Genomic DNA, 23,113 nt, shown 5'->3' with positions numbered 1-23,113 from the left:
TTCACCGCGATTCTTCGGTGCGCACGAGGATCGCCCCGCACTCGGGGCAGAAGACGACCTCGTCGGTCTGCGCGCGGCGGACCGACGCCAGATCGCTCGGGGGCAGAACCATGCGACACGCTTCGCACGCACCGGCCCGGAGGAGACCGGCACCGTTCCCGCGCGCGGCCAGGCGCTCGTAGAGCGCGACCAGATCCGCCGGCACGGAGCCGGCCACGGCCTCGCGGTCGCGGCGGGCGCCCTCGAGGCGCTCGCTGGCCTCGGCGACCACGCGCTTGGCTTCGGCGCTCAGCTCTGCACCGCGGGCGTTGGTCTCGGCGATCAGAGCCTCTTGCTCGGCAACGGCGGCATCCGCGTTCTCGAGCCGCTCCATGAGTTCGATCTCGAGGTCTTCGAGATCGCTCTTGCGACGCGCGAGAGCGGCGAGCTCGCTCTCGAAGCCCTGCGCCTGCTTCGGGTTCGACGACGCGGCGAGCCGCTCGGTGTCGCGTGCGATGCGGGCGTCGACCACCTTGACGTCGGACTCGAGACGCGCGATCTCAGCCGTCAGGTCGTCGCGGGCGTTGGCTCGACTCGACAGTTCCTGGGTCAGCGTGGCGCGCTGGGCGAGCAGGTCGCGCACCTCCGCCGCTTGCGGCGGGTTGCCCGCGACACGCTCATCGTGCCGGATACGGGCATCGAGGTCGGCGAGATCGAGCAGTTTGCGCTGGTCGGCGGGGTCGGCGTTCACGGTGTCCACGCTACCGCGAGGGTCGGACACGCGAGCGCCCTGGGTAGCCTGGAACGTACGGACCCCCCCCGGATGAAGGGATGCCATCACCGTGACATGGAGCATCGATCCCGTACAGGCGCGCGCCGTCTGCCGTGCAACCGACGAACACGCCCAGGCCATCGACGATGTCGTGACCGCGACCGCGAACGCCTTCGACGCAGTCCAGACGGCTGTCGGCGACGGTGAGACCTCGACCGCGCTCAGCGAGGTCGCCGCCGACCCGTTCCTGATCCGCCTCGCCGCTCTCCGACGGCACGTCAGCACGGTCACCGAGACGACCGAGAGCGTGATCTCGTTCTACGAGCAGGCTGACTACGACATGGCGGCGCAGACGCAGTCGACGATGAGCGGTGTGCAGCCGTGAGCACGCCCTTCACCGGAACCGGACCGCTCGTCGCGGTGCCCAGCTCGGCAGCGGTATCGGCGGCCGCCGACACCCTCGCCGCGGCATTGGACGGACTCGACGACGCCTCGACCGACATCACGACCACCTGGGGCGGTCTGAGCGCGGTCTATCACGCTCCCGAAGCGCAGACGGCGTACGGCGCGATGGCGCCTGTGCCGACGACCGTCGACGACCTCGAGACCGCTCTCACGGCTGCCGTCTCGGCTCTGCGGACCTACGCCGACACCCTGACGTCGCTCGAGGCGCGGCGCGCCGCCCTGGTGGCCGACCTCGCCACCGTCGACGAGCAGCTCGACCTGCCGATGGACGACCGTGACCCGAGCGCCCCCACGGTGTGGGACGTCGCGCAGAGGCGATCGGTGTTCGAGGGCGACGTGGTCGCGGCCGACCAGGAGTGCGCGCGAGCGCTGCGCGCTCTTCGGACGTCAGCCTCGTGGTCGATGAACGACGGCCTCGAGATCGTCAACGGCAACATCGGCTCGGGCACGCAGGGTCTCGCCGCCGAGCTCCTCCAGCGGTACCGCGGCACGCTCATGGTCCCGGGTCCCGGAGCCCTCCTGCCCGAGGAGATCACGCTCACCGCGGGCCAGATCAACCCGACGTGGCCGCGCACCATGATCGATGGACAGGTGTGGGTGCGCAGCCCCTCCGGCATCCTGATGCTCGAGAGCAATCTGCTGCCCGACGCCCCTCCCCGCGTCTCGGGCCTCCCGGGCTGGCAGGGTCAGCCGCAGTTCGCTCCCGACAAGGTGGGCACGCCGCCGGAGTGGGCCGGCCGCGCCGGTAAGGCGCTGGGGCTGCTCGGCGCCGGACTCACGTACTGGGGTGTCTACGGCGAGAGCTACAACGACACCCTCACGCGGCACCCGGACTGGTCGGAGGATCAGCGGCAGGAAGAGGCCGTCGTCGACACCGTCGTGATCGGCAGCGCGTCTGTCGCGGGTGGAGCCGGTGGCGGCTGGGGCGGCGCTCTCCTCGGTGCGAGCATCGGATCGATCTTCCCCGGCCCGGGAACCATCATCGGCGGGATCATCGGCGGTGTGATCGGCGGCGTCCTGGGTGGCATGGGCGGTCAAGCGGTCGCGCAGGACGTGATGGACGACGTCCGTCAAGAGAACGTCGAGATCATGGCGCCGGGGCCGGTCGGGGCGCAGCCGGGGAACGTCCTGTGACCGTCGGGCTTCTCCTCGGGGTCGTGTTCCTCGTTCTCGGCGTCGTCGCCTACACCGGTCGATGGAAGGGGTGGATCCGCGCGCGCCGCGGATTCGGCAGCACGATCGGATTCGCCTGGCTGTGGTTGGGTGCGGCGTTCGCCGTGGCATCCGTGGCCCTGCTCGTGGAGTCGTACTCGCGAGAGGTGTTCTTCGTCCTGCTCGCGGTCGCGGCGATCCTGCTCGTCGTGGCGATCGTCGGGGCGTTCTGGCTCCCCCGCTTCCTTCTCCCCGCGTGGTACCTCACCCTGCGCGGCGACCCGACGACGAAAGGCGGCCGCGCGTGAAGTTTTCGACCGCCGACCGACGTGCTCCCCAGGTGCGCGAGGTGCACACGCCGCACGCCATCGTGAGATATCCCGACAGCTTCGTCGCCTCGGAGTACGACGGCGCCGAACTCGTGCTCACCCTCCGCGATCGGCAGGACGGTTTCCAGCCCAACCTCGTCCTCACCGCGGTGGAGAGCACCGCGCCGCTCACCGACGCGTCCGCGGCCGCGATCCTCGCCTCGAGCCAGCAGCATCCCGGAGCCCGGGTGGTGGGCGTCGACCTGTGGGACGAGAATCCGGATGCCACCCTCGCCCGCGCGCGATGCATCACCTTCGTCTACCCGGCGGGAGCGACCGACGTCGTCGTGACGAAAACGGTGTGGGCGACGGGGACGCACCACGTGCACCTGTCCGCCAGCGCCACCCCCGCTCAGCTCGGAGCAGTGGGCCCGGTCTTCTCGTGGATCGCCGCGCAGCTGCGTCTCACCGCCGATGCCGGCGAGGTCGAGGCGGCGGCGCGATCGGTGGGCGCCGCTCCGGCGGACGTCGACGCCTCGACGCGTGTCGGCTTCCCGCTCGAGGCTCTCACCGCGTTCGCTCCCCCGCCCTTCGCCGCGACCGCACCGGTGGTCTCGGCGGCGGCTCTGACCACGCTGCGCGCGGGTGCGTCACGCTCGCGCCGGGGCTCGGCATCCGCGATTCTTCCCCGTCGGGTCAGAACGACGGATGCCACAACCGAGCTGCTCGCGGCCGGTTTCATCGACGAGGGCGCGGCGCTCACCCCGACGGGCACGGCTGTCGCCTCGGCCCTCGGCGCGCGTCAGCCTCTCCTCGTCGCCCGGGTTCGGCGCGGAGGCCGAGCCGCCGTTCTCGTAGCTTTCGCCGGACCGCGCGGCGTCGTGATCGCGCACGACCCCTCGATCGGCGAGCTGGACGCGGGTGCCGCGATCGCCGATCCGGAACGCCGCCACATCGCTCTGGTCGTTCCGGAGCACGTACCCGCTTTCGTCGCCGCGTGGATCGGACTCGAGCCGTTCTGGCCGATCGACGACGCCGAACCGATGACGGTGTCGACGCGGGACCTCGAGGCGGCCGTCGACTCGTCGACAGGCGGATGGGCCGACGTGCTCCTCCAGGGAGCGGGCAGCGAGCGCTTCGACGCCGTCATCCCGGGTCGCGGATGGAAGCGCGTGACCGCGCCGGTCGACGGCGTGCACGAACTCGTCGCCGATCCGAGTCGCGCGGTGTACACGTTCCTCGTCGATCTCTGCGCTCGCGCGCTCGAGGAGGGCCCGGCCTCGGCCGACCGCTAGACTCGTGGCATCCCGGGCCTTTAGCTCAGCTGGTAGAGCGCCACGTTTACACCGTGGATGTCGTCGGTTCGATCCCGGCAGGGCCCACCACCGTCAACTCAGGATGTTCACGCTCCGCGCGATCACGAGCGCGAGAAGCACGAACCCCGAGATCGCCTGCACCATCATGAACATCTTGGCGCGCGTGCTCAGGGGCATGACGTCGGTCGGGCTGAAGGCCATCGCGTTGGATGCCGAGAAATAGAGGTAGTCGACGTACCCCGGCGCCCAGTCCTCGACGTCGGATGAACGCCGCGCCACCTCGCTGACGGCGTCGCGGTCGGAGTCCTGTGGGAACTGGAAGTCGGCGGGAGGAAGCTCAGCGCGGGCATCCCGGCGGCGAGCGATCGGACCGCCGCGATCCATTTCCCAGTACACGACGGCGTAGCCGATGACATTGATCGCCCAGACCTGCGCCGCGCCCAAGAGGGTCGTCGCGCCGCTCCCCTGGCCCTGCAGCAGCTGGTGGACGAGGAGGAAGAAGGCGACCTGGTTGGCGCTCAGGAGCACCACGGTGAATGCCAGGGCGAAACCGCGCCCGATGCGGGTCTCGCGGGTCAGGCGTGCCGGATTGGTCACGATCATCGGGATCGCGCAGAGGGCACCGGCGACCACGACGACATAGCGCAGCGCGCCCGAGGCATCGCTCGGGAGGACCGCGTACAGGCCGGTTCCGACGGCGAGAGCGATGAGCACCGGCCAGCGATGCTCGGGGCGGGTCCGGAAGCCCGCGGATGCGCTGGAGGTCACGCGCTCAGGCTACGCCCGCCTCACGGCGCCTCGACGCCCATCGACGGTGGGCACGGATCGCCGGTCGTTCCACGAAGAGCCAGCTCGCCCACGCGAGCGGGATCGTGAGCGCCACGGCGAGTGCGAGGGGAACGACGAAGGGTACGCCTCGATCGGCCAGGGCCAACGCGAGAAGCTGCTGAACGGGGAACGCATAGATGTAGATCCCGTAGGAGATGTCGTTGCGCGCCCCTATTCGACGCAGGGGAAGCAGGATTCCTGCCGCGATCATGAGGTAGGCCATCGCGGGGCCGGCCAGGGCTTGCGGAGCGCCCGTGATGGCCACGGCCGCGACCAAGGCAGCCGCACCGATCATCAGAGCAGGGCGAAGGGGCACACGATCCTGCCAGACGAGGAGCAGCGTCCCGGAGAGGTAGAAGGCGAGCAGCGTGGCGAACGTGGCCAGCGTGTGCGGAAGATTCACGATGCCCGCGCCGGCGAGCACGGCAACGGCGGTGCTTCCCACCCACAGGGCGATCGTCGTCCGCAGGCCCCAGGTCGCGGCGAGGAACCCGATGAGACCCGTCACCACGTAACAGGCGAACTCGTACGCGAGTGTCCACAGCGAGCCGTTCCATACCCCCGGGTAGGGAAGCTGCACCAGCATGTCGGGGAGTGCGGGCTGCACGATCCACAGCCCGGCGTTTCGGGCGACGTACAGTGCCGCGGCGTCGATGCGCCACGGACCCGCGTTCAGAACGACCGACGCGAAGGGTGCGACCACGAACGCGACGACGACAAGGACCACGAAGAACGCGGGATAGATGCGCACGATCCGTCGCAGGAAGAAGTCGCCGCCCCCTCGCGCTCGTCGCCGGCTCAGGGCGATGAGGTAGCCCGAGATGCAGAAGAACCCGGCGACCGCCCAGGGCCCGATCGGCTGGAGCTGCCGGCCGTAGCCGCCGAGCTCTTCGCCGTGCGCCACCAGCACGAGGAGCGCAAAGATCAGGCGCACCGCGTTCAGGCTGTTCGAGCGGGGGTCAAGCCGCCGCCCGATCGTGGGCTTCACCGGCCCCGTTCGCGCACGAGCGGTCAGAGCTGAAACCATGCGGAGCCCGAGCCGTAGGTATAGAACACGAAGGACGTCATGTCGGCGATGCCCGCGCGGAGCGTCTGGGTTCCTTTCAGGACGAGGGATCCTCCCACGAAGGTGATGGGTTCGCCGTCCGCGACGACGCGAACCACCTGCCCGGCGTAGGCGTCGGTGAAGCCTCTGTACGTTCGCCCGCCTTGCACGCGGATCTGCTCCCGCCCGCAGACCGAGACGCGACCCTGTGCATCGGGCTCGAGAACCGGGGTCGACGCGCCGCTCATCGCCTCCCAGACGAGGGACGAGCCCAATTGCGTCCGCCCCGTCTCCTCGTATCGCACGGCGGCGATCGGCCCCGGTCTGCCACTTCCATCCCCGGGCAGTCCGTAGAAGGCCGGATGCCAACCGGCGATGCGGTTGGCGTCCCCGGCACCGCCGGCGAGCGTGGCCACGGACCCGGGCGACGTGTGGACACCCTCGGTCGGGGGCGGGAAGTAGATGACCGGGTTGATCACGCGGGAGGCGCCGCCCCGGAAGCGGAAGAGGTCGGCCCGTGAACCGGGTACCGCCGCCCCGGGCTCACCGGCCCGACGACTACCGGTGACGCCGTCGTGCAGCTCGGCCACGGCCGCGAAACGGCAGTCGTCGAAGGTGACGTCGTTGCCCAGGTCGAAGCACGGCGGTTCGCCCTCGGCATTTCCGCACCCGGCGAAGTCGCAACCGACGAAAGTGGTGTCGCCACCGGTGAACCAGCGCTCGCCGCCCCCGTCGGGCACCGAGAAGTGGCATCCGCTGAAGGTGATGGCTGTCTTCGCGGCGGCCGCTTCGCCTCCGCCGTAGGTGACCTCGCCGACCACGATGTGGCTCGGATGAGACCCGGCGTTCACGTAGGTGTTCTGCACGAACATGCACGAGGTGAACCCGATCTCGAGCACGCGGTCGTGTGCCGACCGGGTGTTCGCCGGCGAACCGATCGAGATGGGCGACTGCGCGGAGGTGGTTCCCCAGCCGTGCTCGAACTTGCACCCGATGAACTCGACATGCCGGGTTCCGCGGTCGAGGTACAGTTCCTGCTCGCAGAACTCCAGGTGACTGTCGATCACGCGAACGGCGTTGCAGTTCTCCAGGATCGCTCCGGACGAGTCGCGGGTACTCGTCAGCGACAGGCCGAACGGCAGGGGGTCGGGTGCCGTCGCCAGTCGGGAAGGGCGTCCGCACCACCCGACCACCGCCGCATCGATCGTCGAGTCCATGACCCCCTCGAGGCGGATGCCTTCACGTGCGAAGCCGAAGACGGAGACCTGTTCGAGGCGGATCTCCTGGCTCTGGTGAACCAGCATCCCGATCCGGTCGGCGACGTATCCGCCCTGCAGGGAATCACCGTCGCTCTGCACCGTGAGGCCCCGAAGCGTGACCCGCTTCAGAAGATCTCTGCTGCCACCCGGAGAGTCCGGGTTGCCCAGGTAGACGACGGGGCTCCCGACACTCGTCCCCTGATGATCTTTCGCCACGAGCACCACCCCCTCCGCCTCGATCGTGATGCGCACCGACCACTCGCCGTACTGGTGGCCTTCGCTCTCGGATCCCGGGAGTCCGAGGTCGGCGGGTCGCGTGGCCATCGACCACTGATCGATCGCGTAGAACCCCGGGTCGACGCGGATCACCACCCCCGAATTCGGGCGCCAGTTGACGCTGTTGCCGGACGCGGGAGAATTGGCCGGAGCCGGCACCTCAGCCAGACGCTGCAGGGCGCGGGTCCACGCGTTCGTGAACGCCGCGCTGTTCACCTGTGCGCGACGGGCGTACTCCGCCACATCCAGGATCGACGTGCGTGTGCGATACGGGATCCCCGGGATCGCCCCGTCGACCGTGATCACATCGACGGCGCCGGTCGAGGTTTGCGCGTGAGCCGCTCCGCTCGTCGGCGCGGTCACGACACCGGCAGCCGCGAGAGCGGCACCGGAACCCGCGGTGGCGAGGAATCGACGGCGGTCGAGGGCGGGGAGAGATCGGTTCACCGGCGTCACGCTAGAAGTGGACGACTCACCGTGGCAGCCCGGCGACGGCGAGAGGGATCGGGTGAACGGAGTGCGCACCGCTCGAGAAGTGGCATGTAAACATGCTCCTCGGTTCCGCCATCTCCGAGCGTTTCTGCGGAATTGACCCTCGTCTTCACCCGTCTGTGACGTTCGGATGCCTCGATGGCGAACCATCCACGCGACCCCGCGCGGGCGCAGCGGAACCGTGCGCATCCGGCTGGGCCGCGACTCGCTAGGCTGGACGATGGTTGATTGTGCGGAGCGAACAAGGGTTGCCGCACTTGTATGGCGATTCTCTGGCATGACCTGCCAGACGACGAAAGGTCTTCCGTGACTGTTCACGACCAGGATCCGTATTCGCAAGGGCCGCAGGACAGCGACCCCGAAGAGACCGGGGAGTGGCAGGAATCCCTGCGACAGCTCGTTCAGGCGAAGGGGCCGGCTCGCGCTCGCGAGATCATGCTGAGCCTGCTGAAGGGCTCCAAGGAACTGCACCTCAACGTGCCGATGGTTCCCACCACCGACTACATCAACACCATCTCGCAGCAGAACGAGCCGGAGTTCCCCGGTGACGAAGAGCTCGAGCGTCGCTACCGCAAGTGGATCCGTTGGAACGCCGCGGTGACCGTGCACCGCGCGCAGCGTCCCGGTATCGGCGTCGGCGGCCACATCTCGACCTACGCCTCGTCGGCCGCTCTGTACGAGGTGGGCTTCAATCACTTCTTCCGCGGTCTCGACGACCCCTCCGGCGGCGACCAGATCTTCATCCAGGGCCACGCCTCCCCCGGCGCGTACGCCCGCGCCTACCTCGAGGGCCGTCTCACCGAAGCCCAGCTCGACGGTTTCCGCCAGGAGAAGTCGCAGGCGCCGAACGGCATCCCCTCGTACCCGCACCCGCGTCTCATGCCGGAGTTCTGGCAGTTCCCGACCGTGTCGATGGGTCTCGGTCCGATCAACGCCATCTACCAGGCGATGTCGAACAAGTACCTCTCGAACCGCGGCATCAAGGATGTCTCGGACTCGCACGTCTGGGCCTACCTGGGCGACGGCGAGATGGACGAGGTCGAGAGCCGCGGACAGCTGCAGGTCGCGGCGAACGAGGGTCTCGACAACCTCACGTTCATCGTCAACTGCAACCTGCAGCGTCTCGACGGCCCCGTCCGCGGTAACGGCAAGATCATCCAGGAGCTCGAGAGCTTCTTCCGTGGTGCCGGCTGGAACGTCATCAAGGTCGTCTGGGGCCGCGAGTGGGACGACCTGCTCGCCCGCGACACCGAGGGCGCGCTGCTCAACCTCATGAACACGACGCCCGACGGCGACTACCAGACCTACAAGGCCGAGAACGGCGCCTACGTGCGCGAGAACTTCTTCGGTCGCGACCCCCGGGCCCTCGAGCTCGTCAAGGACTACACCGACGAGCAGATCTGGGGCCTGAAGCGCGGTGGCCACGACTACCGCAAGGTGTTCGCGGCGTTCAAGGCGGCCAAGGAGCACAAGGGCCAGCCGACCGTCATCCTCGCGAAGACGATCAAGGGCTACGGCCTCGGCCCGCACTTCGAGGGCCGCAACGCGACCCACCAGATGAAGAAGCTGACGCTGGACGACCTCAAGGCCTTCCGCGACGCGATGGACATCCCGGTCACCGACGCACAGCTCGACGAGAACCCGTACCAGCCGCCGTACTACAACCCCGGCGAGAACGACGAGACCATCAAATACATGCTCGAGCGTCGTCGTTCGCTCGGTGGCTTCCTGCCCGAGCGTCGCAGCACGCACGTGGGCCTGGAACTCCCGGGAGACTCGGCGTACGCGCTGCCCAAGAAGGGCTCTGGCACGCAGGAGATCGCCACGACCATGGCGTTCGTCCGCCTGCTCAAGGACCTGCTGCGGGTCAAGGACTTCGGTCACCGCATCGTCCCGATCATCCCCGACGAGGCGCGCACGTTCGGTATGGACGCGTACTTCCCCACGGCGAAGATCTACAACCCCAAGGGCCAGCACTACACCTCGGTCGACCGCGAGCTCCTGCTCGCGTACAAGGAGAGCCCGCAGGGCCAGATCATCCACGTCGGCATCAACGAGGCGGGCGCCCTCGCGGCGTTCACCGCGGCCGGCACGTCGTACGCGACGCACGGCGAACCGCTGATCCCGGTCTACGTCTTCTACTCGATGTTCGGGTTCCAGCGCACGGGCGACGCGCAGTGGGCGGCGGGCGACCAGATGGCGCGCGGCTTCATCATCGGCGCGACCGCCGGTCGCACGACGCTGACGGGTGAGGGTCTGCAGCACGCCGACGGGCACTCGCAGCTCCTGGCGTCCACCAACCCCGCCACCGTGTCGTACGACCCGGCCTACGGGTACGAGATCTCGCACATCGTCCGCTCCGGTATCGAGCGCATGTACGGCGGCGAGCACCCGGACCCGAACGTCATGTACTACATCACGGTGTACAACGAGCCGTACGTGCAGCCCGCCGAGCCCGAGAACGTGGATGTCGACGGCATCGTCCGCGGTATGCACCGCATCTCGACCGGCGAGGGCGACGGCCCCCGCACGCAGCTGCTCGCCTCGGGCGTCGGTGTGCCGTGGGCGTTCGAGGCCCAGCGCCTGCTGAAGGACGACTGGGGCGTCGTCGCCGACGTGTGGTCGGTCACCTCGTGGACCGAGCTGCGCCGCGACGGCCTCGCCGCCGACGAGCACAACTTCCTGCACCCCGACGCCGAGCCGCGCACGGCGTACGTGACCGAGAAGCTTCGGGATGCCGAGGGCCCGGTCATCGCGGTCAGCGACTGGATGCACGCGGTCCAGGACCAGATCCGCCAGTGGGTTCCGCAGCGCTACCTGACGCTCGGGGCCGACGGCTTCGGCTTCTCGGACACGCGCGCCGCGGCTCGTCGCTACTTCAAGATCGACGGCCCCTCGCTCGCGGTCCGCGCGCTCCAGGGGCTCGCCGACGAGGGCAAGGTCGACCGCGCGGTCATCGCGCAGGCGATCGAGAAGTACCGCCTGCACGACGTCAACGCCGGCACCAGCGGCAACGCGGGCGGCGAGGCCTGATCACGTGAGTGAACCCACGGTCGGGACCGGCTCCCCCCACTCGGGCGGGGCCGGTCCCGACCGCATTTCGCGCGACGGCCTCGATCGCGTCGCACGCGACAAGGAAGAGACCCTCGTGTGGTTGCGCCGGATCTCCGGCGACCTCGCGACGGCCACGATCCAGCGGCTCGAAGAGACCCTCCCCTGGTACGCCGGGATGCCGCCGGCCCGACGATCCGCCGTCGGCCTCGTCGCCCAGGCGGGCATCACGTCGTTCACGCAGTGGGTCGAGGACCCCGCTCAGACCCCGGCGATCGCGTCGGACATCTTCGCGGCGGCCCCTCGAGAACTCCTGCGCAGCGTGAGCCTGACGCAGACGCTGCAACTCGTCCGCGTCACCGTCGAGGTGATGGAGGAGCGCGTCGCCGGGCGCAGCAAGAGTGTGCGCGAGGCGATGCTCCTGTACTCGCGCGAGGTCGCGTTCGCCGCCGCCGACGTCTATGCGCGTGCGGCGGAGGCACGCGGCCTCTGGGACGCGCGTCTCGAGGCGCTCGTGGTCGACTCGATCCTCACGGGCGAGGCCGACGAAGAGCTGCCCAGCCGCATCGCCGCCCTCGGGTGGCACGGGCACGGTGAGGTCGCCGTCCTGGTCGGGACGACTCCCCCGCAGTTCGACGTCGATCAGGTGCGCCGCACGGCGCGCAAGCTCGGAGTCGACGTGCTCATCGGTGTCCAGGGGTCTCGTCTCGTCCTCGTGCTCGGCCGAGCCGAGCTTCCGGCCCGGGGTGGCGACGACGCGACCGAGCTCCCCTTCACCGAGATCGCCAAGCGGCTCGAACCCGGGTTCGGGTCGGGGCACCTCGTGCTCGGTCCCCCGGTCGCAGCCCTCGTCGACGCCGGTCAGAGCGCCCGCGCGGCACTGGCGGGTTTCGCCGTCGCGCGCGCGTGGCGCAACGCGCCGCGCCCGGTGGAGGCCGACGACCTGCTGCCCGAGCGCGCTCTCGCCGGAGACGCGGTGGCCAAGCAGACGCTGGTGGACCGCGTCTACCGCCCCCTTCAGGCTCACAGCACCGATCTCGTCGCGACGCTCTGGAGCTACCTCGACAACGGCCGTTCCCTCGAGGCGACCGCGCGGGAGCTGTACGTGCACCCCAACACGGTCCGGTACCGCCTCAAGCGTGTCTCCGAGGTGATCGGATGGGATGCCACCGGCCCTCGCGAGGCGCTGATCCTGCAGACCGCGCTCATCCTCGGGTCGATCGGAACCGACGCCACGCGGCGCCGGGGAGCCGCGGGTCGCCGCCCCGTCACGCCCCGGTGATGCGCGGCTCGCACAAAGACACGCCGCATATCTGTGTCGATACCTCCATAAGACGGCGCTCGATCCTTGGCAGGATGGGACCGTGATCATCGCCGTCTTCCCCGGGCAGGGGTCGCAAACCCCTGGGTTCCTCTCGCCGTGGCTCGAGCTCGACGGGGCGCGTGAGCGTCTCGCCGCGTACTCCGAGCAGGCGGGTGTCGACCTCATCGCCGCCGGCACCGAGTGGGATGCCGACCGCATCCGCGACACGAGCGTCGCCCAGCCGCTGATCGTGGCGGCGAGCCTGCTGTCGTGGTCCGCCCTGACGCAGCGCTCAGGAACGGCCGTCGCCGGGGTCGCGGGGCATTCGGTCGGCGAGATCGCCGCGCTGGCGGCATCCGGAGTCCTGACCGAGAACGATGCACTTCGCCTCGTCGGCCTGCGCGGGCGCGCCATGGCCGAAGCCGCCGCCGTCACCGAGACGGGCATGAGCGCGGTGGTCGGGGGCGACGAGGCGGTCGTCCTCGAGCGACTCGAGACCCTGGGCCTCACCCCGGCGAACTACAACGGTGGCGGTCAGATCGTCGCGGCGGGCGAGCTGCCCGCTCTCGCCGAGCTGGCGGCCGAGGCGCCGCGCGGCGCGCGGGTCATCCCGCTGCAGGTCGCCGGCGCCTTCCACACGCGTTTCATGGAGCCCGCTGTCGCGACGCTGCGTGCGGCAGCGGCCGACGTCGAGGTGTCGGACCCGGGGCTCACCCTCTGGACCAACGCCGACGGCTCCGTCGTCGGCGAGGGGCGCCGCGCTCTCGACCTCGTCGTCGCGCAGGTGGCGTCGCCCGTGCGCTGGGACCGCTGCATGGCGTCGTTCGCCGAGCAGGGCGTGACCGGCATCATCGAACTCTCCCCCGCCGGAGCGCTGACGGGACTGGCCAAGCGCGCGCTGCGCGGCACGCCCACCGTGGCGGTCAAGACCCCCGACGACCTCGACGCGGCCGTCTCACTCCTGAAAGAAGACATCCAGGCATGAGCACCCCCACCCTCCGTCAGCTGCAGGGACCGGCGCACACGCGGATCTACGCGTACGGTGCCGCGCGCGGCGAGAACTTCGTGCCCAACGACGACCTCGTCGGGCCGATCGACTCGAGCGACGAGTGGATCCGTCAGCGGACCGGCATCGTCACGCGCGTCCGCGCGAACAAAGAGACGGATGCCATCGACCTGGCCTCCGAGGCGGCCCGCGAGGCCGTCGAGAAGTCGGGCGTGAACCCCTCCGACATCGACGCCGTGATCGTCGCGACCATCAGCAACCCGAAGCAGACCCCGTCCGCGTCTGCGATCGTCGCCGACCGGATCGGCGCGAACCCCGCGGCCGCGTACGACGTCAACGCGGCATGCGCCGGGTTCGCCTACGGCGTGGGCCAGGCGGACGCGCTGATCCGCGGCGGCCTCGCGAAGCACGTGGTCGTCGTCGGCGCCGAGAAGCTGAGCGACATCGTCGACCCGACCGACCGGAGCATCTCGTTCCTGCTCGGCGACGGAGCAGGTGCGGTCGTCGTCGGACCGAGCGACACCCCCGGCATCGGCCCGACCATCTGGGGATCCGACGGTTCGAAGGCGGATGCCGTGGGCATGAACGCCACGCTGACCGAATTCCGCGACGGGGCGGCGCCCTGGCCGACCCTGCGCCAAGAGGGACCGACGGTGTTCCGCTGGGCCGTGTGGGAGATGGTGAAGGTCGCTCGTCAGGCCATCGAGGCCGCCGGCATCGAGCCGGGCGATCTCGCGGCCTTCGTCCCGCACCAGGCGAACATGCGCATCATCGACGAGTTCGCCAAGCAGCTCGGGCTGCCCGAGACGGTGGTCATCGGTCGTGACATCGAGACCACGGGCAACACGTCCGCGGCATCCATCCCCCTCGCCACTCACCGGCTGCTCGAGGAGCACCCCGAGCTGAGCGGCGGACTCGCGCTGCAGATCGGCTTCGGCGCCGGTCTGGTCTTCGGCGCGCAGGTCGTCGTGCTCCCCTGACGCGACGGCGCCGAACCCTAGACTGATCGGGGCCCGTCGGGCCCAACCCCCAAGAAAACAGGAGACATCATGGCATTCACCAACGACGAGGTTCTCGCCGGCCTTGCCGAGCTCATCACCGACGAGACGGGCATCTCGGCCGACGAGGTCGCCCTCGAGAAGTCGTTCACGGACGACCTCGACATCGACTCCATCTCGATGATGACGATCGTCGTCAACGCCGAGGAGAAGTTCGGCGTCACGATCCCCGACGACGAGGTCAAGAACCTCAAGACCGTCGGCGACGCCGTCACCTTCATCACCTCGAACCAGGCCTGATTCTCCCGGTGGGGGCTTCGGCCCCCACCGGTCAGGTCCCATCGGTCCCGAGCAAGGATTCGCACCCCATGAGCACACCCCGCATCGTCGTCACCGGCATCGGAGCCACCTCCCCCATCGGCGGGACGGCCCCCGAGAGCTGGTCCGCCCTGCTGGCCGGCACTTCCGGCGCGCGCACCCTCGAGCACGAGTGGGTCGAGAAGTACCAGCTTCCCGTCACCTTCGCCGCCGAGGCTCTCGTCCGCCCCGAGACCGTTCTCGAGCGCCCCATCGCCAAGCGACTCGACCCGTCGTCGCAGCTCGCGATGGTCGCGGCGAAGGAAGCGTGGGAAGACGCGGGCGCGCCCGACATCGACCCCGACCGTCTCGGCGTCGACTTCGCCACCGGCATCGGTGGTGTCTGGACGCTCCTCGACGCGTGGGACGTCCTGCGCGAGAAGGGCCCGCGCCGCGTCATGCCGATGACGGTGCCCATGCTCATGCCGAACGCGGCGGCCGGCAACCTGTCGCTGCACTTCAACGCTCGCGCGTTCGCGCGCACCGTCGCCTCGGCCTGCGCCTCGAGCACCGAGTCGATCGTCAACGCCGTTCAGCACATCCGCGACGGTCTCGCGGATGTCGTGATCGCCGGCGGTACCGAGTCGGCGATCCACCCCATCACGATCGCCTCGTTCGCGTCGATGCAGGCGCTGTCCAAGCGCAACGACTCGCCCGAGACCGCCTCCCGCCCGGCGAGCATCGACCGCGACGGCTTCGTCATGGGCGAGGGCGCGGGCGTGCTGATCCTCGAAACCGAGGAGCACGCGAAAGCCCGCGGGGCGAAGATCTACGCCTCGATCGTGGGCGGCGGCGTGACCGCCGACTCGTACCACATCACCGCGAACGACCCTGAGGGCCGGGGCGCCGCCCGTGCGGTGCGCATGGCCCTCGACATGGCCGGCGCGTCCGTCGACGACGTCACCCACATCAATGCGCACGCCACCTCGACGCCCGTCGGCGACCCCAACGAGTACCAGGCGCTGCGCGCGGTGTTCGGAGATCGCGTCGACGAGATCCCCGTCTCGGCCACCAAAGCCTCCACGGGCCACCTGCTCGGCGGAACGGGTGCCCTCGAGGCGATCTTCACCGTCCTCGCGTTGCAGAACCGCGTGGCTCCCCCCACGATCAACCTCACCGAGCAGGACCCCGAGGTCCCCTTCGCCCTGTCCGGTTCGCCGGTCGAGCTGGGGGCGGGCGACCAGCTCGCGATCAGCAACTCGTTCGGCTTCGGCGGTCACAACGCCGTCGTGGCGATCGCGTCGGTCTGATCACGGCCGAACGCCCCCGGCATCCCCCGACTGCTTCGGGGATGGCGGGGGCGTTCGTCTTTCGATCGAGAGGGGATACGCGGTCTCGGTGCCGGGAATGATCACCGACGTCCGGTAATGGCGCCTCCCCGCCCGACGGTTTCAGCCGACCTTGTGCAACCAGACGATCTGCTGATCGTCTCCGGCATGACGAAACGGCTCGAGTTCTTCGTCCCACGCGGAACCCAGCGCGACGTCGAGCTCACGCTGCAGTTCGAACGCGTCGCCCGCCGCGACCTCCATGGCGTAGCGCACGCGGTCCTCGCCGATGACGACGTTCCCGGCGGCGTCGGTCTGCGCGTAGTGGATGCCGAGACCAGGCGTGTGCATCCAGCGACCGCCGTCGCTGCGCGGGGTCGGATCTTCGCTGACCTCGAAGCGGAGGTGCTCCCACCCGCGGATCGCGCTCGCGAGAGCCGCGCCGGAGCCGACGGGACCCTCCCAATAGAACTCGGCGCGTCGACTACCCGCGAGGACCGGCTGGTCGGTCCAGTCGAAGTTCACGGCACGGCCGAGAGCGCGTCCCACCGCCCACTCGAGGTGGGGGCACAACGCGCGGGGCGCGGAGTGGATCAGGATCACTCCGCGCGAAGACGTGGTCGCCATGGTCTCTCCTTCGTCAGGTACGTCTTCCCCTACGACCTGTGACGGAGTTCACGGCGATGTTCGGTTGTCTCGGTCATTATCGCCCGTTCATAACGAAATCACAACACTGTGATTCGCCCGTGGATGACCCGTGCGCGGGCCGTCAGCCGAACCAGAGCGACCAGTAGAGCGCGAAGTTGCGATTGCCGTACGCCGAGCAGGCGTCGCCCGTCCCCCACGTCGCGGCGAGAGCCGCGGCGTTGGGTTGGTACGGCGTGTAGTTGTACAGGGCCGCGGTGGCCTCGTTCTCGATCGCGACCTCGGAGCCGCCGCAGTCGGGGTCGGGCGAGAACGCGATCCAGTGCGTGCCCGGCTGCCGCATGAAGTCCGAGGCGCTGTACGACTTCAGGTCGGTGGCGCCCTGGACGACCTGTGACGCGAACCCGGCGAGACCGGGATCGCACGGTGCGGTGTCGGGGCACCGCGCGCCCATCGCGGCGCCGAGTTCTGTTTCGTCGGGCGCGCGAGCCGTACGGCCCGACACGAGGCTCTGCTCCTTCTGGAGCGTCACGAGCAGGACCTTCGCGGAGATGCCGCACGCGCGCTGGACCCGATCGATGATCTCCGCGGCCGTGAGGTCGCCGCCGTCGATCGCTTCGCAAATGGTCTCGCCCGTGGCATCCGAGACGAGCCTGTCGCGGCCGGGCAGAGTCGTCCGTAGGACGTTGAGGCAGGTGTCGGTCCGGCACTCCCCCACCTTCTCGTCGAGGAATCGCTGGATCTCGTCGGCGGTCATCGCGTTGCCGTCGTAGAAGTCCGCATCGTCGATCAGGCGGCCGGGGTCGAAGGTCGAGAGGTCCATGCTCTCCTTCTCCACCTCGTCCTTCATCTCGGTGTTCCACGCGGCGCCGAGGCTGAGCAGGGGGACGAAGGCGGCGACGAGGAGACCGACGATGGAGAGCGCGCCGATCGCGACGAGGATGCCGACGGCGAGGCGGCGGCGACGCAGCGTCGCAGCGCGGGAGCGGCGCCGCTTGCGGCTCCGAGGCGTCCGGCGCGGAGGCGTCCGGCGGGAGGAGGCGACGCGGCGGGCCGAAGGTCGCCGTGCGGTCATGCATCGATCGTGCCTCACCGCGCTGACCGCGGCCTGCACGTCGAACGTGCGGCGCGGCGGTCAGCGCGGGTCGGTCATCAGCTGCCGGGCGTCGGCGGCATGGTCGGCGCCTGCCCACCGGTGGGCGGGGTGGGGGCCTGTCCGTCGGCGGGAGGCGCGGGTGGGGTCGGCGCCTGCCCGTCCGCAGGCGGGGCGGGAGGAGTGGGCGCCTGTCCGTCCGCGGGAGGCGTGGCGCCGCCCGGACCCCCGGCGCCCGGTCCCCCGGGACCCCTCGCGCCCGGCTCGCACGCGCCCGGTCCGGCACCGTCGCCCGGCGTGGCGGGAGGAGTGGCCTCGGCGCCGGGGGTCGGGGCCCCGGCGCCAGGGGTCGGGGCATCGGTCGGGGTGGCGCCCGGCATCGGTGCGGTGCCCGGCCCGCTGCCGCCGTCAGCGCTCGGGGCGGACGTCGTCGAGGCCCCCGCGAGGGCGAGGGGAGCACCGGACTGCGCGGCGATCGCGGCGGAGCCTCCGGCGAGGCCGAGCGCCACGACCACGGCACCGGCGATCAGCGCGGGTCGCGTCCAACGGCGCCGCTGCGGTTCGGGCTGCTCCTCGGTGCGCGGCAGAGGGAGTGTCGGGTTGTCGTCGTCGGTCATGATGTTCCTTCCTGGGCCGGAGGATTCCCGGCGGTAAGCCCAGCCTTGGAGGCAGGACTGAAGCGAACCTGAAGCTTGCTCACGGCATCGGATGCCATAGCCGACGCATAAGAAGCGCACAGGGCGCGGTCGTACCGTGACGAGGTGCCCACCCCTGCCCGCGTCCTCGTCCTCGACGACGACGAGACCATCCGCATCAGCGTCGTCACCGCGCTGCGCGCGGAGGGCTTCGTCGCGGAGGGGGCACCCGACGGCGGTGATCTGACGGCGCGTCTGCGTGCGTTCCGCCCCGACCTCGTGGTGCTGGACTGGATGATGCCGGGGCCCGCCGGCATCCGGCTGCTCCCGGTGATCCATGCCGAGGGCGACACCGCCGTGATCATGCTCACCGCGCGCGACGAGGTCGACGATCGCCTGCGGGGCTTCGCCGAGGGCGCGGACGACTACGTGACCAAGCCGTTCACCGTGGCCGAGCTCGTGGCGCGCGTGGGCGCGGTGCTGCGTCGTCGCGGGCGCCTCCCCCAGACCATCGCGGTCGGGGATCTCGTCGTCGACCCGGACGCGGCGATCGCGCACCGCGCCGGTGGGGCGCTCGATCTCACGGCGACCGAGTTCCGCCTGCTGCAGTTGTTCGCGGAGAGCCGCGGCCGCACCCTGTCGAAGGGGCAGATCCTCACCCAGGTGTGGGGGTACGACGACTACGACCCGAACCTCGTCGAGGTGCACCTCAGCGCTCTGCGACGCAAGATGGAGACGCGCGGACCGCGTCTGATCCACACCGTGCGCGGCCTCGGCTATCGCCTGAGCGTCACGCCATGATGGCCGCACCGGCTTTGCGATCGGGTTCGCTCCGTCGCCGCACGATCGTCGCCGTGCTCGCGCTCGTCGCGGTCCTGCTCATCGTTCTGTCGGTCGTCGTCGACGTCGCCCTGGGCGCCCGTCTGCGGGGGCAGATCGAGGAGCGACTGCGCGATCGCGCCGCGGCCGCCGCGTCGCTCGTCGGCACCGTGGACGACACCGATCTGGCCGAGCGCCTGTCGGATCAGGGCCTCGCCGTGCGCATCGACAGCGCGGGCGGCGGTTCGATCGTCGCCGGTCCGAGCCCCGAACAACTCCGCGACGGCCCTCGGGGGCCCGGGGGCCCGGGACCTGGGGAGCCCGCGGCGCCACAGCCGACTGCGACGGGTTCCGCTGTCACGGTCGTCGCCTCGTCGGTCGGCGGTGACGACGATCTCGTGACGCTGAGTTCGACCCTGAGCGACGGATCCACTCTCACGCTCACGGCATCCGCGGTGGGTGTTCAGGACACGCTCGTCCAGGTGCGGTGGATCATGGCGATCGCCTCCGCCGTCGTTCTCGCTCTCGCCGCGGGAGCCGTGATCGTCATCGTTCGCGCGACGCTCCGGCCGCTGGATCAGGTATCGGAGGTCGCGCGCTCGATCGGTGCGGGCGAGCGCGGCCGCCGGCTGAGGCCGACGCGGCCGGACACCGAGATCGGCCGCGTCGCGACCGCGCTCGACGACATGCTCGACGATGTCGTCGGTGCCGAGGAGGCCGCGCGCGGCGCAGAGCGGCGATTGCGCGCCTTCCTCTCGGACGCTGCACACGAGTTGCGGACGCCGGTCGCGGGTATTCGCGCCGCCGCCGACACCCTTGTTCGAGCCGACCTCGAGGGGCCTGACCGCGAGATGCTCGCCGCACAGGTGGCTCGAGAAGCCGCTCGCGCCTCGCGCCTCGTCGACGACCTGTTGATGATGGCGCGGGTCGACCGGGGCCTAGAACTCACCCGAGCCGACGTCGACCTTCGGGGTCTCGTGCGGGCGGAGGCGGAGCGGGCACCGCTGCTCTACCCCCATCTCGACCTGCGGGCGACGGTTCCGGACGCCCCTGTCGTGGCATCCGTCGACGTGGACCGCATCGGCCAGGTGCTGTCGAACCTCATCGAGAACGCCGCCCGTGCGACGGGCGGTCGCGGATCGGTGCGTGTCGGCGTGGAGGAGGGCGCGACGGAGGTCACGCTGACGGTGGCCGACGACGGGCCCGGGGTCGCCCCCGAGGACCGTGAGCGCATCTTCGACCGACTCGTGCGCCTGGATCCCGCGCGTTCCTCGACGGGTGTGGGTCTCGGCCTACCCATTGCGCGTGGGATCGCGCGTGCACATGGTGGTGACGTCCGCTGCCTGCCGAACGAGGGAGGGGCGCTCTTCGTCGTCACCCTCCCCCGCGGCGAGCGCCGGGGTTGAGTCGGCGCGGCGCGCTCGCCCATGCGGGGCGCGTTCGACGCAGCGCGTCGTGCAGTGCGCGCGTCAGCGTGCGACGCGCGACGGCGGGGCGGCCGCGATGACCGGGCCCGTCGAGAGGAGCGTGAGCCCATCGGCGCTGCTGGCGTCGTGCATCATCTGATCCACGAGTTCGCGGTCGATCGACGGCTCGCGGCCGCCGTAGAACTGCAGCACGAGGGCGTTCGAGGCGTGCACCCAGATGCTGGCCTGGCGGACTCCCTCGTTGACGGGAAGCTGCAGCATGAACCCCTCGTTGCGGCGCAACTTGTTCATGATGACGATGCGAAGGTGGGCGAGGATGCGGTCGTCGATGTCGAACGATGCGCGATCACGGTAGATGAGGCGTCCCACGGCTGGTCCTTTTCTGGCGCGATGAAGAGTCCTGTGATGCAAGGGGCGGGACCGCGCCGGGAAGCGCAGCAATGCGGGGTGCACTTAGTATCTCACGCCGCGAAGTATCTCCGGTCTTGACACGGCTCGGCCACGCGTTGCATGGTTACTTAGTCAAGTAATGAACCAATGGACGGAGATCGCATGATCGACGACGGCAGGGCGCTGTTCCTCCAGATCGCCGAGAGCGTCGAAGACGCCATCGTCGACGGCTCGCTCGCCGAGGAGACACGTGCGCCCTCCACGAACGAACTCGCCGCGTTCCACCGCATCAACCCCGCCACCGCCGCGAAAGGAATCACCATGCTCGTCGACAAGGGCGTCCTCTACAAACGGCGAGGCATCGGCATGTTCGTCGCCTCGGGCGCGCGTGACACCCTGCTTCGCGAGCGCCGCACGGCCTTCGCCGACCGCTTCGTCGAACCCCTCCTCGCCGAAGCGCGCACTCTCGGTCTCGGTCCGGACGACCTCGCCGATCTCATCCGCGAGCGCGCGCAGCTCGCCTCCGCCATCCCCTCCCCCCGCACCGAAGGAGTCGGACGATGACCGCCGTGATCGAGGCCACGGGCCTCACCAAGCGTTACCGGGGCGGACTCGCCCTCGACGACGTGTCGTTCCGGATCGAGAAGGACTCCATCTACGGTCTGCTCGGCCGCAACGGTGCCGGCAAGACCACCCTCATGTCCATCCTCACCGCGCAGAACTTCGCGTCGAGCGGGCAGGCCCGCGTCTTCGGTGAGGACCCGTACGAGAACCCGCGCGTCCTCTCGCGCATGTGCTTCGTCCGCGAGAGCCAGAAGTATCCCGATGACGCTCAGCCCGCCCACGCCTTCCGGGCCGCCCGTCTGTTCTTCCCGGACTGGGATCAGGCATTCGCCGACCGCCTCGTCGAGGAGTTCCAGCTTCCGCTGAAGCGGACGATCAAGAAGCTCTCGCGCGGACAGCTCTCGGCGGTCGGCGTCATCATCGGCCTCGCCTCCCGCTCCGAGATCACCTTCTTCGACGAGCCGTACCTCGGCCTCGACGCGGTCGCCCGACAGATCTTCTACGACCGCTTGCTCGAGGACTACGCCGAGCATCCGCGCACGATCATCCTGTCGAGCCACCTCATCGACGAGGTCGCCAACCTCCTCGAGAAGGTCATCGTGCTCGACGGTGGACGCATCGTCATGGACGAGGACACGGATGCCGTGCGCCACAGTGCCGTGACGATCGTCGGTGACTCGATCGCGGTCGACGCCTTCTGCCTGGGGCGCGAGGTCATCCATCGCGAGAGCCTCGGCGGCGTGGCATCCGTCACCGTCGTCGGCGAGCTCACCCCGGCGGACCGCCGGGCGCTCGTCGAGGCGCGACTCGAGGTCGCCCCGGTATCGCTGCAGCAACTCATCGTGCGTCGCACGCAGAACACCAGCCCACGCGCCGCCGCCACGGTCGGCGCCTCCCTCCCGGAAGGAGCGCTGCGATGAACCGCACGCTGAACGTGGTCCGTCTGCAGCTGATCAACCGTCAGACGTTCCTCTGGCTCCCGTTGATCATCCTGTTCGGAGCCTTGGGGCTCAGCCTTCTGGTCTACGGGATCATCGCCGCGGCGGGGGTCGACGGCGTCAAGATCAGCGGCGGCGCCCAGGCCCCGCTGTGGTACTTCGGCGTGGTCGGCGCCCAGGCGCTGACCCGCACGTTCCCCTTCTCCCAGGCGATGAGCGTCACGCGTCGTGAGTTCTTCACGGGGACCCTGCTGACAGCGGGGATCACGGCTGTCGTGCTCTCGACGATCTCCGTCATCGGCGGCCTCGTCGAGCAGGCGACGGGTGGGTACGGCATGAACGGGTACTTCTTCTACATGCCCTGGCTCTGGGAGGCTGGTCCCGTCGCGGCCGGAGTGACCTCCTTCGCCGTCGCGATGTTCTTCTTCGTCATCGGATTCTGGGCGGCGACGATCTTCAAGCGCTTCGGCACGCTCGTCCTCACCGTCACCCTTGTCGGTGTGGGGCTCCTCCTGGTCGCGATCATCGCGCTCGTCACACTCACTCGGTCGTGGCCCGCCGTGCTCGAGGGCGGGGCCGCGCTCGGGGCCTTCGGGATGGCGCTCTGGGGGCTGGTGCTGATCGCCGCCCTCGCGTCCTCGTCGTTCCTCACCCTGCGTCGCGCGACCCCGTAATCGCGCGTAAAAGGGGGCCGGACCGCGCCGCGGTCCGGCCCCCTTTTACGCGG

At 69.9% G+C, this 23,113-nt stretch carries 23 protein-coding genes and 1 tRNA gene; 16 read left to right on the top strand and 8 right to left on the bottom strand.

The window, feature by feature from the left end; all coding sequences use genetic code 11:
- Position 1: 1 nt before the first annotated feature.
- Positions 2-730, bottom strand: a complete 729-nt coding sequence (locus ACMW4R_RS13825; RefSeq protein WP_418300173.1) for a zinc ribbon domain-containing protein — start codon at positions 728-730, stop codon at positions 2-4.
- Between the two features lie 91 nt (positions 731-821).
- Here ACMW4R_RS13825 and ACMW4R_RS13820 point away from each other — a divergent pair, with 91 nt between their 5' ends.
- The 5 genes from ACMW4R_RS13820 (at position 822) to ACMW4R_RS13800 (ending at position 4,061) form a co-directional block, all read left to right on the top strand.
- Complete coding sequence (locus ACMW4R_RS13820; protein ID WP_058595637.1) at positions 822-1,136, top strand: DUF6507 family protein; 315 nt, start codon at positions 822-824, stop codon at positions 1,134-1,136.
- Positions 1,133-2,350, top strand: a complete 1,218-nt coding sequence (locus tag ACMW4R_RS13815; RefSeq protein ID WP_418300172.1) for a hypothetical protein — start codon at positions 1,133-1,135, stop codon at positions 2,348-2,350. Before ACMW4R_RS13820 ends, ACMW4R_RS13815 begins: the two co-directional genes overlap by 4 nt.
- On the top strand, positions 2,347-2,676 hold the full coding sequence (locus tag ACMW4R_RS13810; RefSeq protein ID WP_058595635.1) for a hypothetical protein: 330 nt from the start codon (positions 2,347-2,349) through the stop codon (positions 2,674-2,676). Before ACMW4R_RS13815 ends, ACMW4R_RS13810 begins: the two co-directional genes overlap by 4 nt.
- Entirely contained in the window at positions 2,673-3,971 is a 1,299-nt protein-coding gene (locus ACMW4R_RS13805) for a hypothetical protein (RefSeq protein ID WP_418300171.1), read from the top strand. Before ACMW4R_RS13810 ends, ACMW4R_RS13805 begins: the two co-directional genes overlap by 4 nt.
- Positions 3,972-3,985: 14 nt before the next feature.
- Positions 3,986-4,061: transfer RNA gene (locus ACMW4R_RS13800), tRNA-Val, on the top strand.
- Between the two features lie 3 nt (positions 4,062-4,064).
- Here ACMW4R_RS13800 and ACMW4R_RS13795 read toward each other — a convergent pair.
- Genes ACMW4R_RS13795 through ACMW4R_RS13785 form a run of 3 tightly spaced genes read right to left on the bottom strand, consistent with a single transcriptional unit; the run spans position 4,065 to position 7,847 of the window.
- Positions 4,065-4,760, bottom strand: coding sequence for a hypothetical protein (locus ACMW4R_RS13795; RefSeq protein ID WP_418300170.1), 696 nt, complete (start codon positions 4,758-4,760; stop codon positions 4,065-4,067).
- Positions 4,761-4,764: 4 nt separating this feature from the next.
- Positions 4,765-5,847, bottom strand: a complete 1,083-nt coding sequence (locus ACMW4R_RS13790; protein WP_418300169.1) for an acyltransferase family protein — start codon at positions 5,845-5,847, stop codon at positions 4,765-4,767.
- Positions 5,832-7,847, bottom strand: a complete 2,016-nt coding sequence (locus ACMW4R_RS13785; protein WP_058595631.1) for a hypothetical protein — start codon at positions 7,845-7,847, stop codon at positions 5,832-5,834. Before ACMW4R_RS13785 ends, ACMW4R_RS13790 begins: the two co-directional genes overlap by 16 nt.
- A gap of 351 nt (positions 7,848-8,198) precedes the next feature.
- Here ACMW4R_RS13785 and aceE point away from each other — a divergent pair, with 351 nt between their 5' ends.
- The 6 genes from aceE (at position 8,199) to ACMW4R_RS13755 (ending at position 15,857) form a co-directional block, all read left to right on the top strand.
- Positions 8,199-10,925 carry a pyruvate dehydrogenase (acetyl-transferring), homodimeric type gene (gene aceE, locus ACMW4R_RS13780; RefSeq protein WP_058595630.1) on the top strand — a complete coding sequence of 909 codons (2,727 nt, stop codon included), beginning with the start codon at positions 8,199-8,201 and terminating at the stop codon, positions 10,923-10,925.
- Positions 10,926-10,989: 64 nt separating this feature from the next.
- Complete coding sequence (locus ACMW4R_RS13775) at positions 10,990-12,225, top strand: PucR family transcriptional regulator (protein WP_418300269.1); 1,236 nt, start codon at positions 10,990-10,992, stop codon at positions 12,223-12,225.
- An 82-nt stretch (positions 12,226-12,307) separates the two neighbouring features.
- Entirely contained in the window at positions 12,308-13,231 is a 924-nt protein-coding gene (locus tag ACMW4R_RS13770; RefSeq protein ID WP_418300168.1) for an ACP S-malonyltransferase, read from the top strand.
- Positions 13,228-14,232 carry a beta-ketoacyl-ACP synthase III gene (locus tag ACMW4R_RS13765; protein ID WP_058595628.1) on the top strand — a complete coding sequence of 335 codons (1,005 nt, stop codon included), beginning with the start codon at positions 13,228-13,230 and terminating at the stop codon, positions 14,230-14,232. The genes ACMW4R_RS13770 and ACMW4R_RS13765 overlap by 4 nt, the downstream gene beginning before the upstream one ends.
- Positions 14,233-14,301: 69 nt before the next feature.
- Positions 14,302-14,550, top strand: coding sequence for an acyl carrier protein (locus ACMW4R_RS13760; protein WP_013586517.1), 249 nt, complete (start codon positions 14,302-14,304; stop codon positions 14,548-14,550).
- Between the two features lie 68 nt (positions 14,551-14,618).
- On the top strand, positions 14,619-15,857 hold the full coding sequence (locus ACMW4R_RS13755) for a beta-ketoacyl-[acyl-carrier-protein] synthase family protein (protein WP_058595627.1): 1,239 nt from the start codon (positions 14,619-14,621) through the stop codon (positions 15,855-15,857).
- A gap of 141 nt (positions 15,858-15,998) precedes the next feature.
- Here ACMW4R_RS13755 and ACMW4R_RS13750 read toward each other — a convergent pair whose 3' ends face one another.
- The 3 genes from ACMW4R_RS13750 to ACMW4R_RS13740 form a co-directional block, all read right to left on the bottom strand.
- Positions 15,999-16,502, bottom strand: coding sequence for a DUF3145 domain-containing protein (locus tag ACMW4R_RS13750; RefSeq protein WP_058595626.1), 504 nt, complete (start codon positions 16,500-16,502; stop codon positions 15,999-16,001).
- A 142-nt stretch (positions 16,503-16,644) separates the two neighbouring features.
- Positions 16,645-17,595 (bottom strand): hypothetical protein, encoded by a 951-nt coding sequence (locus tag ACMW4R_RS13745; RefSeq protein ID WP_418300167.1) that lies wholly within the window; start codon positions 17,593-17,595, stop codon positions 16,645-16,647.
- A 77-nt stretch (positions 17,596-17,672) separates the two neighbouring features.
- The gene (locus ACMW4R_RS13740; protein ID WP_418300166.1) at positions 17,673-18,230 is read right to left on the bottom strand and encodes a hypothetical protein; all 558 of its coding nucleotides are present in this window, start codon (positions 18,228-18,230) and stop codon (positions 17,673-17,675) included.
- A gap of 144 nt (positions 18,231-18,374) precedes the next feature.
- Here ACMW4R_RS13740 and ACMW4R_RS13735 point away from each other — a divergent pair, with 144 nt between their 5' ends.
- Positions 18,375-19,049: a response regulator transcription factor gene (locus ACMW4R_RS13735; protein ID WP_058595623.1), complete on the top strand. Its 675-nt coding sequence runs from the start codon at positions 18,375-18,377 to the stop codon at positions 19,047-19,049.
- Positions 19,046-20,473, top strand: a complete 1,428-nt coding sequence (locus ACMW4R_RS13730; RefSeq protein ID WP_241490460.1) for a sensor histidine kinase — start codon at positions 19,046-19,048, stop codon at positions 20,471-20,473. Before ACMW4R_RS13735 ends, ACMW4R_RS13730 begins: the two co-directional genes overlap by 4 nt.
- A gap of 63 nt (positions 20,474-20,536) precedes the next feature.
- Here ACMW4R_RS13730 and ACMW4R_RS13725 read toward each other — a convergent pair whose 3' ends face one another.
- On the bottom strand, positions 20,537-20,863 hold the full coding sequence (locus ACMW4R_RS13725; protein WP_058595621.1) for a hypothetical protein: 327 nt from the start codon (positions 20,861-20,863) through the stop codon (positions 20,537-20,539).
- Positions 20,864-21,046: 183 nt separating this feature from the next.
- Between ACMW4R_RS13725 and ACMW4R_RS13720 the strand changes: the two genes are divergently transcribed.
- From ACMW4R_RS13720 to ACMW4R_RS13710, 3 genes are read left to right on the top strand one after another with little or no spacing between them, the layout of a single operon-like run.
- Complete coding sequence (locus ACMW4R_RS13720) at positions 21,047-21,448, top strand: GntR family transcriptional regulator (protein WP_418300165.1); 402 nt, start codon at positions 21,047-21,049, stop codon at positions 21,446-21,448.
- Positions 21,445-22,368: an ABC transporter ATP-binding protein gene (locus ACMW4R_RS13715; protein WP_418300164.1), complete on the top strand. Its 924-nt coding sequence runs from the start codon at positions 21,445-21,447 to the stop codon at positions 22,366-22,368. Before ACMW4R_RS13720 ends, ACMW4R_RS13715 begins: the two co-directional genes overlap by 4 nt.
- Positions 22,365-23,060, top strand: coding sequence for a hypothetical protein (locus ACMW4R_RS13710; RefSeq protein ID WP_058595619.1), 696 nt, complete (start codon positions 22,365-22,367; stop codon positions 23,058-23,060). The genes ACMW4R_RS13715 and ACMW4R_RS13710 overlap by 4 nt, the downstream gene beginning before the upstream one ends.
- Positions 23,061-23,113: the final 53 nt, after the last annotated feature.

This window comes from Microbacterium sp. S1037 (genome assembly GCF_048381605.1).
Lineage (GTDB): Bacteria > Actinomycetota > Actinomycetes > Actinomycetales > Microbacteriaceae > Microbacterium > Microbacterium testaceum_B.
This window is presented reverse-complemented; position numbering and strand designations above follow the sequence as displayed.

Excerpts from the sequence above, each read along its gene's own strand:
- ACMW4R_RS13790 (WP_418300169.1), bottom strand. The coding sequence starts at position 5,847 with ATGGTTTCAGCTCTGACCGCTCGTGCGCGAACGGGGCCGGTGAAGCCC.
- ACMW4R_RS13765 (WP_058595628.1), top strand. The coding sequence starts at position 13,228 with ATGAGCACCCCCACCCTCCGTCAGCTGCAGGGACCGGCGCACACGCGG.
- ACMW4R_RS13760 (WP_013586517.1), top strand. The coding sequence starts at position 14,302 with ATGGCATTCACCAACGACGAGGTTCTCGCCGGCCTTGCCGAGCTCATC.
- ACMW4R_RS13755 (WP_058595627.1), top strand. The coding sequence starts at position 14,619 with ATGAGCACACCCCGCATCGTCGTCACCGGCATCGGAGCCACCTCCCCC.
- ACMW4R_RS13750 (WP_058595626.1), bottom strand. The coding sequence starts at position 16,502 with ATGGCGACCACGTCTTCGCGCGGAGTGATCCTGATCCACTCCGCGCCC.
- ACMW4R_RS13745 (WP_418300167.1), bottom strand. The coding sequence starts at position 17,595 with ATGACCGCACGGCGACCTTCGGCCCGCCGCGTCGCCTCCTCCCGCCGG.
- ACMW4R_RS13740 (WP_418300166.1), bottom strand. The coding sequence starts at position 18,230 with ATGACCGACGACGACAACCCGACACTCCCTCTGCCGCGCACCGAGGAG.
- ACMW4R_RS13730 (WP_241490460.1), top strand. The coding sequence starts at position 19,046 with ATGATGGCCGCACCGGCTTTGCGATCGGGTTCGCTCCGTCGCCGCACG.
- ACMW4R_RS13720 (WP_418300165.1), top strand. The coding sequence starts at position 21,047 with ATGATCGACGACGGCAGGGCGCTGTTCCTCCAGATCGCCGAGAGCGTC.
- ACMW4R_RS13715 (WP_418300164.1), top strand. The coding sequence starts at position 21,445 with ATGACCGCCGTGATCGAGGCCACGGGCCTCACCAAGCGTTACCGGGGC.
- ACMW4R_RS13710 (WP_058595619.1), top strand. The coding sequence starts at position 22,365 with ATGAACCGCACGCTGAACGTGGTCCGTCTGCAGCTGATCAACCGTCAG.